Origin of the sequence: Gilliamella sp. Choc5-1, assembly GCF_001690595.1 — a bacterium.
In the GTDB taxonomy this organism is placed as follows: domain Bacteria; phylum Pseudomonadota; class Gammaproteobacteria; order Enterobacterales; family Orbaceae; genus Gilliamella; species Gilliamella apicola_M.
The window spans coordinates 20,739-36,447 of record NZ_LZHH01000025.1; the positions used below are offsets into that span (position 1 = coordinate 20,739).

General features: G+C 32.7%; 16 protein-coding genes, 1 tRNA gene and 1 pseudogene. 10 read left to right on the forward strand and 8 right to left on the reverse strand.

The window, feature by feature from the left end:
• Positions 1 to 119: 119 nt before the first annotated feature.
• Both cmoB and cmoA read right to left on the reverse strand, forming a co-directional pair.
• Complete coding sequence (gene cmoB, locus A9G35_RS01955; RefSeq protein WP_065635446.1) at positions 120 to 1,088, reverse strand: tRNA 5-methoxyuridine(34)/uridine 5-oxyacetic acid(34) synthase CmoB; 969 nt, start codon at positions 1,086 to 1,088, stop codon at positions 120 to 122.
• A gap of 36 nt (positions 1,089 to 1,124) precedes the next feature.
• Positions 1,125 to 1,856, reverse strand: a complete 732-nt coding sequence (gene cmoA, locus A9G35_RS01960; RefSeq protein WP_065635447.1) for a carboxy-S-adenosyl-L-methionine synthase CmoA — start codon at positions 1,854 to 1,856, stop codon at positions 1,125 to 1,127.
• 72 nt (positions 1,857 to 1,928) lie between these two features.
• Here cmoA and A9G35_RS01965 point away from each other — a divergent pair, with 72 nt between their 5' ends.
• Together A9G35_RS01965 and rnd are read left to right on the forward strand one after the other, a co-directional pair.
• Positions 1,929 to 3,074, forward strand: a complete 1,146-nt coding sequence (locus A9G35_RS01965) for a metallophosphoesterase (protein WP_141673732.1) — start codon at positions 1,929 to 1,931, stop codon at positions 3,072 to 3,074.
• Positions 3,075 to 3,102: 28 nt separating this feature from the next.
• A complete protein-coding gene (gene rnd / locus A9G35_RS01970; protein WP_065635449.1) occupies positions 3,103 to 4,185 on the forward strand; it encodes a ribonuclease D in 1,083 nt (360 codons plus the stop codon).
• Positions 4,186 to 4,212: 27 nt separating this feature from the next.
• On the opposite strand, the gene A9G35_RS01975 is transcribed toward rnd, so the two are convergent.
• A complete protein-coding gene (locus A9G35_RS01975; RefSeq protein ID WP_065635450.1) occupies positions 4,213 to 4,905 on the reverse strand; it encodes a 5'-methylthioadenosine/adenosylhomocysteine nucleosidase in 693 nt (230 codons plus the stop codon).
• 98 nt (positions 4,906 to 5,003) lie between these two features.
• Between A9G35_RS01975 and A9G35_RS01980 the strand changes: the two genes are divergently transcribed.
• Both A9G35_RS01980 and A9G35_RS01985 read left to right on the forward strand, forming a co-directional pair.
• Positions 5,004 to 5,774 carry an SDR family oxidoreductase gene (locus A9G35_RS01980; protein WP_051634160.1) on the forward strand — a complete coding sequence of 257 codons (771 nt, stop codon included), beginning with the start codon at positions 5,004 to 5,006 and terminating at the stop codon, positions 5,772 to 5,774.
• A gap of 27 nt (positions 5,775 to 5,801) precedes the next feature.
• On the forward strand, positions 5,802 to 6,671 hold the full coding sequence (locus A9G35_RS01985; RefSeq protein WP_034910566.1) for a co-chaperone YbbN: 870 nt from the start codon (positions 5,802 to 5,804) through the stop codon (positions 6,669 to 6,671).
• Positions 6,672 to 6,733: 62 nt separating this feature from the next.
• Here the strand turns inward: A9G35_RS01985 and map are convergent, their stop codons facing one another.
• Positions 6,734 to 7,522 (reverse strand): type I methionyl aminopeptidase, encoded by a 789-nt coding sequence (gene map, locus A9G35_RS01990; protein WP_065635451.1) that lies wholly within the window; start codon positions 7,520 to 7,522, stop codon positions 6,734 to 6,736.
• Between the two features lie 220 nt (positions 7,523 to 7,742).
• Between map and rlmC the strand changes: the two genes are divergently transcribed.
• The 3 genes from rlmC to A9G35_RS02005 all read left to right on the forward strand — a co-directional run bounded on the left by rlmC (position 7,743) and on the right by A9G35_RS02005 (position 11,478).
• Positions 7,743 to 8,885, forward strand: a complete 1,143-nt coding sequence (gene rlmC, locus A9G35_RS01995; RefSeq protein WP_065635452.1) for a 23S rRNA (uracil(747)-C(5))-methyltransferase RlmC — start codon at positions 7,743 to 7,745, stop codon at positions 8,883 to 8,885.
• A 252-nt stretch (positions 8,886 to 9,137) separates the two neighbouring features.
• On the forward strand, positions 9,138 to 10,706 hold the full coding sequence (gshA, locus tag A9G35_RS02000; RefSeq protein ID WP_065561425.1) for a glutamate--cysteine ligase: 1,569 nt from the start codon (positions 9,138 to 9,140) through the stop codon (positions 10,704 to 10,706).
• On the forward strand, positions 10,699 to 11,478 hold the full coding sequence (locus A9G35_RS02005) for an endonuclease/exonuclease/phosphatase family protein (protein ID WP_065635453.1): 780 nt from the start codon (positions 10,699 to 10,701) through the stop codon (positions 11,476 to 11,478). Before gshA ends, A9G35_RS02005 begins: the two co-directional genes overlap by 8 nt.
• On the opposite strand, the gene A9G35_RS02010 is transcribed toward A9G35_RS02005, so the two are convergent.
• The 3 genes from A9G35_RS02010 to rnhA all read right to left on the reverse strand — a co-directional run bounded on the left by A9G35_RS02010 (position 11,459) and on the right by rnhA (position 14,022).
• Complete coding sequence (locus A9G35_RS02010) at positions 11,459 to 12,526, reverse strand: transglycosylase SLT domain-containing protein (RefSeq protein ID WP_065635454.1); 1,068 nt, start codon at positions 12,524 to 12,526, stop codon at positions 11,459 to 11,461. The two genes, A9G35_RS02005 and A9G35_RS02010, sit on opposite strands and share 20 nt — an antisense overlap.
• 208 nt (positions 12,527 to 12,734) lie before the next feature.
• On the reverse strand, positions 12,735 to 13,463 hold the full coding sequence (gene gloB / locus A9G35_RS02015) for a hydroxyacylglutathione hydrolase (RefSeq protein ID WP_065635455.1): 729 nt from the start codon (positions 13,461 to 13,463) through the stop codon (positions 12,735 to 12,737).
• An 85-nt stretch (positions 13,464 to 13,548) separates the two neighbouring features.
• Complete coding sequence (gene rnhA, locus A9G35_RS02020; RefSeq protein WP_065635456.1) at positions 13,549 to 14,022, reverse strand: ribonuclease HI; 474 nt, start codon at positions 14,020 to 14,022, stop codon at positions 13,549 to 13,551.
• Positions 14,023 to 14,201: 179 nt separating this feature from the next.
• Between rnhA and dnaQ the strand changes: the two genes are divergently transcribed.
• Both dnaQ and A9G35_RS02030 read left to right on the forward strand, forming a co-directional pair.
• The gene (gene dnaQ, locus A9G35_RS02025) at positions 14,202 to 14,936 is read left to right on the forward strand and encodes a DNA polymerase III subunit epsilon (RefSeq protein ID WP_218057172.1); all 735 of its coding nucleotides are present in this window, start codon (positions 14,202 to 14,204) and stop codon (positions 14,934 to 14,936) included.
• 116 nt (positions 14,937 to 15,052) lie between these two features.
• Positions 15,053 to 15,129, forward strand: a tRNA-Asp gene (locus tag A9G35_RS02030).
• 48 nt (positions 15,130 to 15,177) lie between these two features.
• Here A9G35_RS02030 and A9G35_RS12815 read toward each other — a convergent pair.
• Positions 15,178 to 15,399, reverse strand: coding sequence for a tyrosine-type recombinase/integrase (locus A9G35_RS12815; RefSeq protein WP_218057173.1), 222 nt, complete (start codon positions 15,397 to 15,399; stop codon positions 15,178 to 15,180).
• A 48-nt stretch (positions 15,400 to 15,447) separates the two neighbouring features.
• Here A9G35_RS12815 and A9G35_RS12820 point away from each other — a divergent pair.
• A pseudogene (locus A9G35_RS12820) lies at positions 15,448 to 15,709 on the forward strand (helix-turn-helix domain-containing protein); the annotation flags it as partial.

Here is a 15,709-nt window from a genome sequence, read left to right on the forward strand (position 1 = left end):
ACTAATCTTTATAATATAATACTTTACATAAAAACACCACTTACAAATATAAAATATAGATATTTAAAGGGCTTGGATAACTAGTTGAAAACATAGGCATTTATAATTATCAATTTATTTTATTTTTTAGCAATAAAAACCGCCCGCATTGGAGCAGGGTAGCCTTCAACTGTTTTGCTTGAATCATTAGGATCTAAAAAGTCAGCAAGTGAATCGGATGTCATCCATTCTGTTTTTCGTTGTTCATCCACGCTGGTTAGCGATATATCAACCATTTTGACATTCATAAAGCCACATTTCTGTAGCCAGTTAATCATTGTTGGTACTGACGGAATAAAATAAACATTACGCATTTGTGCATAGCGTTCACCCGGCATAAATGCTTGATGTTCATTGCCGTCAATGACTAATGTTTCTAAAATTAATTGCCCACCTTCAACGAGTTGATCTTTCAATTGGAGTAAGTGATCGAGTGGTGATCGTCTGTGATATAATACGCCCATTGAAAATACAGTATCAAAAGCATTAAGTTTAGGTAAGGCTTCAATACCAAGCGGTAAAAAGTGAGCACGTTGATCATTGCCTAATAGTTTGCGGATAGCTTCAAATTGACATAAATAAAGCGCCATAGGATCAATACCTATAGCCAGTTTAGCCCCAGCTCCTACCATTCTCCATAAATGATAGCCACTGTTACAGCCAACATCTAATACTGTTTGTCCTTTTAAATTATCAATATGATTGATTAAACGTTCCCATTTCCAGTCTGAATGCCATTCGGTATCAACATGAATACCATATAAGTGAAAAGGTCCTTTACGCCATGGCATCATATTTTTGAGTAATTGGGTAATACGTTGTTGTTCACCAGTAGACAATGGCTCATCTGAATAGGTTGTTACACTGTGTAATAAGTCAATTTGATAAGGTTCAATAGAAGGTAAATGCTTAATGCTATTTAACCATTGGTTAAAACGATTGTCGATATTTTGTCGTTGCCAACTCGCAAGCTGAGCTGGTAATACTTCTAACCAGCTGCTAAGTTTACTTTTTGCTATAATCTGGTAAAAATCACCAAAATCAATCATTCTTGTTTCCTTATTCAATTACACTAAATTAAAACGTTATTTTATAGCAATGATAGAGCCAAAATTAAAACATTGGAACCAGGTATCTATATGTTCAAAACCTGCATTATAAAGGCGTTCTTTGTGGGTATCTATCGTGTCAGTTAGCATGACGTTTTCTAACATATTTCGTTTTTGACTGATTTCAAGCTCACTATAGCCGTTAGCACGTTTAAAATCATGATGCATATTAAATAGTAATTCATCAATGCAGGTATCACTAAAACTAAATTTTTCAGATAGGACTAAAATGCCATTTGGCCTTAACGCATTATAGATATTATTTAAAACACGTTGACGATTTTCAGGAGTTAAAAATTGTAAGGTGAAGTTGAGTACAACCATTGATGCGTTTTGCATGTTAATATGGCAAATATCATCACAAATTACATCTACAGGTATGCTTGATTTGTAGGATTCAATATGCCGCTTACAACGTTTAACCATTGGCTGAGAATTATCAACCGCAATAATATGGCAATTTTCTTGATTGACATTGCGTCGAATGGATAATGTAGCAGCGCCTAATGAACAACCTAAATCATAAATCATTGAATTAGGTTGTACAAATCTTTCGGCTAGCATGCCGATCATCGAGATAATATTAGAATAACCAGGAACAGATCGCTGCACCATATCAGGAAAAACTTCGGCAACTTTCTCATCAAAAGTCCAATCCCCCAATTTTTCAATAGGTGTGATGAATAATTGATCTTTTTTAATATCCATAAAAAGTTATCGGTACGAAAAAAAATAATTTTGTTATCATATCATTATTCGTCTTCAATTGTTCAGATAATTATGAGTTTTATTTATTTTTCTATTTTATTTATGGTGATAGTGATCAGTATTTTAATGATTGCTTATTTAGGTAAACGATCGGCATTTTGGTTCAATTTTCATTTTACTGGTTATTCTAAAATCATCTATTGGTTAATTGTTGCAATTGCTGGATTATCACTGGTGCTTTCTAGGGCATTAGATGATATTTTTAATAAGCTATCTCTGATTTTTAATATTATTTTTGCTGGATTTTTGTGTAGTATTTTTATTTTATTGATTTTTGATGCGATCTATTTGCTCAGCAAAAAAAAATTAAAGCCTAACTTACTGCTTAGAATTGTTTATATAAGCTTAGTTTTCTCACTATTTTATTGCAGCCGTGAAATGGCAATTAGTCCGAAAACCGTTTATTATCAAGTAAAAATAGATAAAACTGCTCATGTTGAAAATCTGCGTATTGTGCAGCTTAGTGATATTCATATTAATGAATTAACTTCGAGTGGATTTATTCAGCAAATGATAGATAAAGTAAATCAATTAAATGCAGATTTTATTGTAATTACAGGTGATACATTAGATAAACGTTTGGCACCCTTTACTGAACAAGGTTTTGATAAACAATTTCAGCAATTAAAATCGAAGCATGGTACCTACGTTATTTTTGGAAACCACGAATATTTGAATACTAGAAAACAAAATAATAGTGAAGAGAATATTATTGATGCTTTTAAGCAAGCAAAAATGAAAGTTTTAAAAGATGATATTGTATACCTTGATGATATAGGTATTACATTAATTGGGCGAGATGATTTTTCTTCCGCATTTTATGATGTGAAAAGATCAAAGTTAGCGGAATTGATGATGTTTGCAGATACAAATACACCTGTTATTTTATTAGATCACCAACCCAAAGATCTTACTGAACCAGCAAAGTTAGGTGTTGATTTAATGATTTCTGGGCATACTCATGCTGGGCAAATATTTCCAATTAACCTTATTGAAAAATTAATGTATAAAAACGCTTATGGTTTGTATCAAAATGAAGATAATAACTTTACTAGCATAGTAAGTAGTGGATATGGTTTTTGGGGACCACCTATTCGCTTAATGACTCGCTCTGAAATTGTGGTGATTGATGTTGTTTTTAAAAAAAGTACACAATAAATAGATTTATCTAAATAGGAATTTTACTTTGTCTTATCAACTTATTGTTAATAATCATCAGCTAGCTGAGTTTTGTTCAAAAATCGAAAAAAGTTCAGCGATTGCATTAGATACAGAATTTGTACGTACGTGTACATTTTATCCACATTTAGGTCTATTGCAGGTCTTTGATGGAAAACATGCTGCATTAATTGATCCAATCACTATTAGCGATTGGCAAGATTTTTTAGCTATCTTAAAAAATCCTAAAATTGAAAAGTATTTCCACTCGTGCAGTGAAGATATTGAAGTTTTTCTTCATTACTTTGGGATGGTGCCGACTCCTATTATTGATAGCCAAATATTGGCTTCTTTTCTTGATAATCCGTTAAGTTCTGGTTATGCCAGTTTAGTAAAAAAATATTTAGAAGTAGAGCTAGATAAAAGTGAAACTCGAACAGACTGGTTAAAACGACCATTAACCGAAAAACAGTGTGAGTACGCTATTAATGATGTGTTATATCTTTTTCCATTAGTAAACATTCTAAAATCACAATTAACCGAAAATGATTATTTGCAAGCGGCTTATCAAGAGTGCCAAATGGCGGTGGTTCGTAAATATACAGTGATAGATCCAAACAACGCTTATCTAAATATTAAAAATAGTTGGCAATTGAAAGGGAAAAGTCTAGGTCAATTGTATAAATTAGCAAGTTGGCGATATAAATTGTCCAAAGAGCAAGATATCGCTTTAAATTTTGTTATACGCGAAGAAGTTTTGTGGAAGATTGCACGGTATTTGCCGTCATCATTAGCTGAACTAGATAAATTAGGAATGAAAGGAAAAGAAATTCGCTTATATGGGCAGAAAATTCTCGATATTTTATCCGAACCGATACCCGAGGTACCACTTATTCGTAGAATTAATACTTATCCTGATTTCAAGAAGATCTCGGATGAATTAAAAAAAGCGGCTCAAATCATTTCATCAAAAACAGGGCTTAATCAAGATTTGTTACTTTCACGGCGATTAATCAATCAATATATTAAATGGAAAATTGATAAAAAAGGTGACGTACCAGAAATATTAACTGGTTGGCGTCAACCCTTGTTTAGTGAATATTGTTTGTGACATCAGTATGCTATTTTTGAAAAGAGTTTAGGCTAGCTCGCTTAACATTGATTCAACAATTAAGGACGATTGTGTGGCTGCAAGTTTTAAAAATGACTGAAAATCCATTGCAGATTCATTATCACCATTATCTGAGATTGCTCTTACCACTACAAACGGTACTTTAAATAGCCAGCAGACATGCCCAATTGCTGCGGCTTCCATTTCTACCGCTATGGCATTTGGAAAGGTTTGTTTGATTCGTTCTAATGTATCTTTACCATTAATAAATGCATCACCACTACCAATTGAGCCTTCAACTGCATTAACACCTTGTTTTTTTATACATGATTTGGCTAATGATTGATATTGTTGGCTTGCTTCAAATACAACTGGGCAACCGGACATTTGCCCTGGTTTATAACCAAAAGCGGTTAAATCGACATCATGATAAAATACGTCTTTTGATACGATAATGTCACCAATATTGAGTTCAGTTGAAAGTCCTCCAGCTGAACCCGTATTAATAACGGCATCAACCTTGTAATTATTTAATAATAATGTTGTGCCTGAAGCTGCGGCTACTTTACCAATGCCTGATTGAAGTAGAACTATTTCACAACCGGCAATTTGACCAAGGTGAAAATCACAACCTAAATGGTGTTCAACTTGATAATGGGTAATTTTACTTTTTAATATGGCAACTTCTTCTTCCATTGCAGCAATAATAGCGATTTTCATACGATCCTCTGGCTTAGTTTGGGTAACTTCTATTTAAGTGTGATATCATAATTGCAGAAGATTAGCTTGACAATATATGAATAAAACGGAGATAAAAATTGAAAACAATTTTTATTACAGGCTGTTCAAGTGGAATAGGACTTATTTCAGCTATTGCATTAAAAAAACGTGGTTATCGCGTTATTGCGTCTTGTCGCAAAAAGTCTGACCAGCAAAAATTAATTGAACAAGGATTTGAAACTGTATTACTTGATTTAGATAATCCTGATTCTGTTCATTTAGCCGCTAAAGAAGTGTTAACTATGACAGGCGGACAATTATATGCATTATTTAATAATGCCGGCTTTGGAGTATATGGGCGATTAGCAACAATTAGCCGAGAGCAGTTAGAGTCTCAATTCTCAACCAATTTCTTTGGTGTGCATCAGTTAACTCAGTTACTACTTCCTGCTATGCTTGCAGAAAATGAAGGACGTATTATTCAAACCAGCTCAATTGTTGGCATTGTTGCTACTCCTGGTAGAGGAGCTTATTCAGCAAGTAAATATGCTTTAGAATCATGGTCTGATGTACTAAGATTAGAATTAGCTAATACCAATATCAAAGTTAGTTTAATTGAACCAGGGCCATTAAAAACGTATTTTTCAGATAATGTTAATCAAATAGAAAAAGAAAATATTGTAAAAAATCCACCTATTGCCAAACGATTTACGTTAGCGCCTGAGGCTGTGTTACCTTACTTATTTCATGCGCTTGAACATAGAACTCCAAAAATACGTTACAGGGTAACAAAAGTGACAAAAATAGCGGCTATTGCTAAACGTTTGCTTCCTGATAGATTAATGGATAGAATTTTAAAAAATAAATAATGAATCAAAGTATTCTTAGGACATAATATGCAAAATCAATTTATTTTTGATGTTAATGAACAAAATATTCAAGAGATTATAAAAAGATCTTCTCAATCCCCTGTGTTGTTTTATTTTTGGTCATCAAGAAGTCCCAATTATGAAGCAATGACTCAAACTTTAACTAAATTAGCTAATGAACATCATGGTCAATTTATTTTGGCAAGTGTTAATTGCGATGAAGAACAAATGCTGGCTGCTCAATTTGGTTTACGGGCGATTCCAACTATTTATTTATTTCAAAATGGTCAACCTGTAGATGGCTTTCAAGGTCCTCAATCCGAAGAAACTATTAAAATTTTTTTAGAAAAAGTGCTACCAAATGAAGATGAGCTTAAATTAATTGAAGCTCAAAATTTATTTCATGAAGCTAAATATGAAGAAGCATTACCACTGTTACGGCAAACCTGGAAATCACTAACCGATCATTTGGGTAAACCGAGAACCGATATTGCATTAATGCTAATAAAATCACAAATTGAACTTAAACAGCTAAGTGAAGCAAAAGAAGTGCTGGCAACTATTCCGCTACAAGATCAAGATTCAAGCTATCATGGATTACAAGCCGAAATAGAATTACTTGAACAAGCTGCTAATTCTCCAGAATTACAACAATTACAGGCAGAATTTGCTCAACATCCTGATAACGTTGAACTAATGATTCAATTGTCTTCCCAATTAATGCATGTAGGGCGTCATGAAGAAGCATTAGAGTTGTTATTCAAACCATTGACAAAAGATCTTAATGCTGGTGACGGGCAAGTGAAGAAAACATTACTCGATTTATTGGCGGCATTAGGAACAAGTAATCCGTTAGCTAGTAGTTATCGACGTAAATTGTATACTTTATTATATTAAGATTTATGAAATTTAATAAAGCGAAAGGATTCAACAATAAACTATTGTTGAATCCACTTTATTTAGTGTTCAATAATACGAGGAAAATCTTCGTTACTGCGTAATGTTAAGACTTCAACACCATTTTCAGTAACCAAGATTGTGTGTTCATATTGTGCAGAAAGCCCATGATCTTTGGTTTTAACCGTCCAGCCATCTTTCATGGTACGAGTACGCCAGTCACCAGTATTTACCATTGGTTCAATGGTAAAAGTCATTCCTGGTTTTAAAATTACACCGCCGTCATCAGCGTCATAATGTAAAACTTGAGGTTCGTCATGATAGACTTCACCAATACCATGGCCACAATATTCACGAACTGAAGAAAAACCAAACTTATCGACATATTTTTGTATCGTTTTACCAATTTCCTTTAAACGAATGCCTGGTTTGATAATTTTAATCGCCTCGTAAAGGCTCTCTTGTGTAACTTGGCATAATTTTTCACCTGTGATAGTTGGCTTACCAGCAATGTACATTCTAGATGTATCGCCATGAAAACCATCTTTAATAACTGTCACATCAATATTTAGAATATCGCCATCTTTTAACTTTTTGTCAAAACTTGGAATACCATGACAAACCACATCATTAATTGAAATACAACTAGTATGTTGATAACCATGATAACCAATATTAGCTGGAATAGCTTTTTGGACATTGACGATATGTTCATAACAGATCTTGTCTAGTTCACCTGTAGTAATACCGGGTTTAACATAAGGCTCTATTATTTCTAAAACTTCAGCAGCGAGTTTGCCTGCTATACGCATTTTTTCAATTTCAGCAGGGGTTTTTAATTTTATAGACATTAATTTTTTCCTTTAATATTAATGCCAATATCCTATCATACAGCACTATTTCGTCAAATTATACCAGAGAATTAATTACACCTTTTTCTTCAATTTCTATAATTTTTTGTGAAAAAGTTTCAGGAAAATATATGTTTTAGTATAAGATCCAAAACTATTTTTATATTTGTTCGATATTCTGTATATAATTATACTCATTATAAAAAAGGCTTTAATCGCAATGCAATGTGACTTTTACCAACAAAAAAAGTGTTTATCTTGCCAATGGATAGAACATCCTTATCATGTACAACTGGCAGAAAAACAAAATAAGTTATTACAACAGTTAGTCCAGTTTAAACCAAAAGAGGTTAAAGAACCTTCTGCTAGTCATGAAACCGCTTTTCGTAATAAAGCAAAGATGGCAGTGTTAGGTAGTGTTGAAAAGCCCGTTTTAGGAATACAAACGGGGAATAAGGCAGTCGATTTATGCGATTGTCCTCTTTATTCAAACAGTATGCAAAATATCCTAAAGCTTGTTCGAACTTTCATTCGTAAACAAGGACTTGTCCCTTATAATATTAATAAGCGTAAGGGGGAGTTGAAATTTGTTATAATTACTGAAAGTAAAACTGGGGGTACGAGCAACTTTATGCTACGATTTGTTTTAAAATCACACGATTTTGTTGCTAAAATAAATGATTCTATTAAACAATTACAAGACAAAATTCAAAACTTAGACGTAATCTCGATAAATATTCAACCAAATCATGCGGCTATTTTAGAAGGTGAAGAAGAAATAGTCTTAACTGATAATTCATTTCTTCCGATAACTTTAAATAACACTCCTCTTTTTATTAAACCTAAAAGCTTTTTTCAAACAAATCCATATGTTGCCAGCAGCCTTTATAAAACAGCGAGTGACTGGGTCACAGATTTACCTATTCAGTCTATTTGGGATATGTTTTGTGGGGTAGGTGGTTTTGGGTTAAGTTGTGCTAACCTTGTTGCTGAGAAAAATATTAGCCTTACAGGTATTGAAATTAATTCAGACGCAATAGAGTGTGCAACTAAATCAGCAAAAAAATTAGGTTTTAAACAATTAAACTTCAAAGCATTTGACGCAACACAATACGCTACAGCTCAAAAAAATGTACCGGATTTAGTTTTACTAAATCCCCCAAGACGAGGGGCTGGTAAAGTACTTATGCAGTATTTGAAACAAATGGCACCTAATTATATTATGTATTCAAGTTGTAACTTATTTTCATTAGTTGATGATTTAATGTTACTGCCAAATTATCAAATCCAAAAAGTACAATTATTTGACATGTTTCCACATACTTCACATATGGAAATATTAGTTTTATTGCAACGATTATAAATAAAATAAATTTATGATAAATATTATATGTGCTATTTCCTATCCATGAAATAGCTGTTATTTTTTAAAAGTTGTCATGCTTTTAAGATCAAATTATTTGTAATAAAAATAGTAAATTATAGTTTTTAGGATTGCTATATTACGACGTATAATGCTTTTTATTCCAAATGTTGTCATAAATTAGCCCATCGCATAATTTTAAATTATGCTAATATAAATATCAAATAACTAAATTTTAAGGAAGCGCAAAATATGATTCCTGATGTCTCAAAAGCACTTAGTTGGTTAGAAAAACACTACACCATTTTACAAGGTATTCAACGTGGTATTGAACGAGAAACTTTACGTATTTTGCCTGATGGATCATTGTCAAAAACGCCATTTCCTTCAAAAATTGGTGCTGCGTTAACCCACCCTTGGATAACAACTGATTTTGCCGAATCAATGTTAGAATTTATCACGCCAGTTAATACTAATATTGATTATATGTTGACGTTTTTGCGCGATTTGCATCGTTATGCTAGCGTAAATATTGGTGATGAAATGATGTGGCCTTTAAGTATGCCTTGTTTTGTTGCAAACGAAAAAGATATTATTCTTGCTCAATATGGTACTTCTAATGAAGGCCGCTTTAAAACGATTTATCGTGAAGGATTGAAAAATCGCTATGGTGCAATGATGCAGACCATTTCAGGTGTTCACTATAATTTTTCACTACCAACCGCATTTTGGCAAGCAAGAGAAGGGGTTAAAAATACCGAAGAAGGTAAAGCTGTAATTTCTGAAGGTTATTTTACCTTAATACGAAATTATTATCGTTTTGGTTGGGTTATTCCTTATTTATTTGGTGCATCGCCATCAATGTGTTCTTCATTTATTCAAGATCCAGTTAAAGCTCAAGCCTTTATTGAACAAACAAATGGCAACTGCTATTTACCTTATGCAACTTCTTTAAGATTAAGTGATATTGGATACACAAATAATGCTCAAAAACAGCTTGGTATTACTTTTAACCATTTGGAGACATATGTAGAGGGTCTAAAACGTGCAACGCGCACAGAGTCTGCAGATTTTGCTAAGTTGGAAATTAAAGTGGATGGGCATTATCGCCAATTAAATGATAATGTATTACAGATTGAAAATGAGTTTTACGCACCTATTCGACCTAAACGAGTACCAATGGCAGGGGAATCTCCATCGGATGCACTTTTGCGTGGTGGTATTGAGTATATTGAAGTAAGAGCATTAGATGTTAATCCATTTTCGCCAATAGGAATTACTGAAGATCAAATACGTTTTATAGATCTATTTTTAATTTGGTGTGCACTAGCACCTGCACCAGAGATGAGTAGTAAAGAACTTGAATGTGCTAAATTGAATTGGAATAGAGTCATAATAGAAGGGCGAAAACCAGGACTTGAGATCGGTATTGGTTGTGAAAGTAATCGAGAGCCATTATCTAAAGTTGGTCACGAATTATTTAAAGATTTGTTACGTGTTGCTGATGTTTTAGATCATCAAGATGATATGCAGCGTTATCGTAATGTTTGTGAACGTCTAGATTTAATGTTTGATCAACCTGAATTAACTTTATCAGCAAGAACATTGCAAGCAATAAGTGATTTAGGTACAGCAGAATTTGGTTTAGCTTTAGCAAATCAATATAAAAAACAGCTTATGGTAGAACCTTTAGCATTATTAACCGAAGGTGATTTTGTACAACAACGCAATTTATCTATTGAGAAACAGGTAAAGAAAGAGCAGAATGATACTCTATCTTTTGATCAATATTTAAAAAATTTGAACGACAAAAATGTTTAAAAAGCGCTGTTATACTTTACGATATCAGGCAAACAACAAAGTTGAGTTGATTTTTCCTTATCAACAAATAGCAGTAAATAGACCGTTAATTGATCAAACATCGTTTTCTATTTTAGTTTGGAATATTTTTAAACTAAGAAGGGCTGCTTGTCTTGATATGCTTAAACACTATGTTGATAAAACTAAACTTATTATATTACAAGAAGCACAAACAACATCGCCGTTACTAAATTTTATTTCACAGCACAATAAAATTGCGGATCATGTTCCAGCATATTGTTTTAATGATATTTATGCTGGAGTCATGACAATTTCAGATTCTTTGCCTACCTCACTTTTTTCTTTTAGAGAAAAAGAACCATTAATCCGTGTCCCTAAATCTGCTTTAATTACTATTTATCCAATTAGCAATTCCAAACAACAGTTATTAGTTGCTAATATTCATGCTGTAAATTTTAGTATTGGCGTAAAAGTTTATCGTCAGCAAATACATCTGCTATTAAATCATATAAAAGAGCATACTGGTCCAGTTATTTTAGCGGGTGATTTTAATGCATGGAGTCGGCAACGATTAAATTTGTTGTATCATTTTGTTCGTTCAATTGAACTTAAGCCGGTTAATTTTTTAGTGGATTCTCGAAAAAGATTTATGGGCAGACCGCTTGATTTTGTGTTTTACCGAGGATTACAACTTAATGCGGCTGAAATTATTAGTACAACCGCATCAGATCATAATCCTTTATTAGTAAATTTTAGATTGGATTCGCGTTGACAAGATTAATTGTCAACATATCACCTTCTTGAACTCTAGAATTCTTTAGATTATTCCATTGCAAGATATCGGTAATTTTTACACGATAATTTTGAGCTATAGAGTAGAGACTATCTCCTGCTTTCACAAGATAAACAATCTTTTTTACATTTTTGGAAAAACTATCCTTACTTACTATACCGTTATTTTTAATAAAACTTGTTCTAAATTCAAACGCCATATTAGTACGAGGAGTATCTTGTAAAAGTTCTGTAATTTCATTCACAACAAGATTTTCTGCTTGTAGCTTTTTGAATAAACTTTTAGCATGAGCATAAGGAACAAGCAAATGGAAAGGACCATTTACTGTTTGTTGCACATATCCAGCATTATAAGTAGCTAACTCATCAAGTGATAGTTCTGAGTATTTAGCAATTTTAGCAAGAGAAATATTCTTTGATATATCAATTCTAACGAGTGAATTTTCATAATTACAATCAGGTAATTTAATTCCATATCGTTTATTATTCTTAACAATATCAATAATTGCTAAAATTTTAGGCACATAGTGCATAGTTTCTGTTGGTAAGTCTAGCGACCAATAATTAATTGGTAAACCTTTAGCCTGATTTCTCTCAATGGCTTTTCTTACTCGACCTTCACCTGCATTATAAGCAGCCAAGGTTAATAGCCAATCACCATTAAAACGCTTATTTAAATTTTGTAAAAGTGAAATAGCTGAATTAGTCGATGCAATTAGATCTCGACGAGCATCAAACGAACTACTTCGCTGTAGTCCATACTCTTTAGCTGTAATAGGAACAAATTGCCATAATCCTGCAGCTTGAGCAGAAGATGTAGCAAGTGGGTCATAAGCGCTTTCAATAAGAGGAATTAAAGCTAGCTCTGCAGGTAAGTTATTTTTATGAAGCTGATTAATAATGTAATAAACATAAGGCTCTGAACGTAAGGCAACGGCTTCAAAACCTTTAGGATTACGTAATAATCGTTCTCTTTCCGCGCTAACTCGACTATTTTCTGGAACATTTGCTTCAATCTGATTCAGCATATATTGCCATGGATTCTGAGTGATAGATACATAATTACTGGAACTATTTGTATTATTAGCTGTGTTTTTTGAATACTTTATTCTAACAACAGGATTATATCGTGGTCCATGATGCTGACATGCGATTAAAAACAAACATAACGCTGTAAATATTAATAACTTTTTCATTAGTCCGTAAATTTTACCCAAATTAAGATTAGTATTATACCTAAAAAATATCTTTTTGGCTTCTAAAAAAAACAAACAATTCTAATTCATTATTAATTTTGAACTTATTTTGTAATTTAGTTTCATTACATCGTAAAAATAAATTAATTTTTTTTTCATCAGATAAATTAGACGGTAATGTTATTAATTTATTAGAAATCGAATCTAAATAGTTTTCGATATTTTTGTCATCGGGCAGCATTTGGGACGCAAATGCTAAATTTGATAAAGTATATTCATGACCTGCACAGATTAAAGTATCATTAGGCAGTTGTTTTAAATGTTTTAAAGAATTTAACATTTGTTCATGAGTACCTTCAAAAATCCTTCCACAACCGGCTGAAAATAAAGTATCTCCAGAAAATAAATAGGGCCTGCAATAATATGCCAAATGACCAAGAGTGTGCCCGGGTACTTCTATAACTTCAAAACTAAAATCACCAATACAAACTCTATCTTGTTTGATAAGATAATTAATTGGTAAATTGATTTCACTTGGACCGTAAACATCAATATCTTGGTATTGAGCTTTTAATTGGTTTACTCCTCCAGTGTGATCAATATGGTGATGAGTAAGTAAAATTCCAAGGGGGATTAATTTATGTTTATTAATATAATTAATAACAGGTTCGGCTTCCCCAGGATCGATAATTATGGCTTGGTTACTGGCATTGGTTAGAATCCAAATATAATTATCTTTTAAGGATGCAATGCTATGTAGTTTATACATTTTAATTTTTTATCGTTAATTATAAATTATGTCGTTAAAAGCAAATAAACTTTTTAAAATTGAATAAAAATATTTAATTAATACATTAACCATTTATGCATTGTTCAAATATAGTATCTTGTAGTGTAGGGGATTGAGCTTGTGTTTTAGCTATAATGTCACAACGCTCGTTTTCAATATGCCCAGCATGACCCTTTACCCAAATCCACTCAATTTTATGAATCTGCACTAATTCATCTAGTCTTTTCCATAAGTCGACATTTTTTACTGGTTGTTTGTTGGCGGTCCTCCAACCATTTTTTTTCCAACCATGTATCCAATTGATGATTCCATTTCGCAAATATTGACTATCAGAATATAACTCAATTTGACAAGGCTGCTTTAATTGCTCTAAAGCAACAATTGCAGCTAATAATTCCATGCGATTATTCGTAGTTTTAAAAAAACCTTTAGATAATATTTTTTCGGTTGTTTTATATTTTAAAATTGCAGCATAACCACCAGGACCTGGGTTACCTAGGCAAGAGCCATCAGTATATATTTCAATTTTTTTTAACATCTTTTTAATTTCATTTATGACTATTTAAATTTTTTGTTAATTTATTTACTGTAATTCGGTGACTTAAGTAAATTAAGGACTATATTAATTTTTGAATGTATCAACTTTAAGAAATTTTGGTGCTAGACTATACCATTAAATAAAAGTTTTTCCCAACGATTGATATAAAAGAGAAGAAAGTGATCCATAATTCTACACGACAAATTGTATTAGATACTGAAACGACAGGTATGAACCAAGAAGGTAATAATCATTATGAAGGACATAAGATTATTGAAATTGGTGCTGTTGAAATTGTTAATCGACGTTTAACTGGTAACCATTTTCATGTTTACATAAACCCCGAACGCTTAATTGATGAAGATGCATTTAAAGTGCATGGAATCAGTGATGATTTTGTTAAAGATAAACCTATTTTTAAAAATGTTGCTCACGATTTTATTAAATTTATAGATGGTGCCGAGTTAATTATCCATAATGCATCATTTGACGTAGGTTTTATGGATTATGAATTTCGTCTTTGTGGTCTGGATTTTAAAACAGCTGATCATTGTATTATTACTGATACCTTGGCTATGGCAAGGCGTTTGTTTCCAGGTAAACGTAATAATTTAGATGTGTTATGTGAACGTTATCAGATAGATAATTCCCACCGAACATTGCATGGTGCATTATTAGATGCTGAGATTTTAGCTGAAGTTTATTTAGCTATGACAGGTGGGCAAACGACATTGTCTTTTAGTTCTGAAGATAATAACTCATCTTTATCAGAATCAAATTCAATTAAAAGAGTAGAACGTAATGGTGTGCCTTTGAAAGTAATCAGAGCCACAGGACATGAACTTTCTGAACATGAGATTATTTTAAAAAAAATTGACAAAAAAAGTGGAGGAGCATTGTGGAATATAAATTAATGATTGTTTTGTATTCAATTGATCACATATTTTAAAAATTTAATTGACGAGAATAAAAATAATCTTTAATATCACGCCTACTTTAGCGTTACAACGTTAAAACTATCAAATAAAGCGGAGCGGTAGTTCAGTTGGTTAGAATACCTGCCTGTCACGCAGGGGGTCGCGGGTTCGAGCCCCGTCCGTTCCGCCAATTCATTAAGAATATCAACCAATTAAAGCACTCCGCGAAAGTGCTTTTTTATTGCAATACTCTTTGTGTCAAATTTGTGACACTTTCTGATAACGCATTTTCTGAAGCTGCTAGCAAATGCCTAGAAGATAAGTGGGCATATCTTCTAACTGTATCAGCTTTACTCCACGCTCCTAAATCTTGTAGTGCGTGTGGACGAGTGCCATTCATGGAGTGTCTGCTTGCCCAAATATGCCTTAAATCGTGAAATCTAGATGCGATAGTCTTCACTTAACCTGACATTCAAGTTATTTCATAACGTAATAAGGAGAGTCAGAAATGAATCAAACCGCCAAAATCATTAAACCTAAATTAGGACTTTTAGAATTAGCTAATCAACTCGGTAACGTTCAACAAGCTTGCAAAGTCATGGGATACAGTCGAGATAGCTATTATCGCTTTAAAAAATTGTATTAGCAAGGGGGTGAGCTTGCGCTTCAAGAAATCAGTCGTAAAAAGCCTATCGAAAAAAATCGGGTAGAGCCACATATAGAACAAGCCGTTGTCAATATGGCCTATGAATATCCAGCTTATGGGCAAC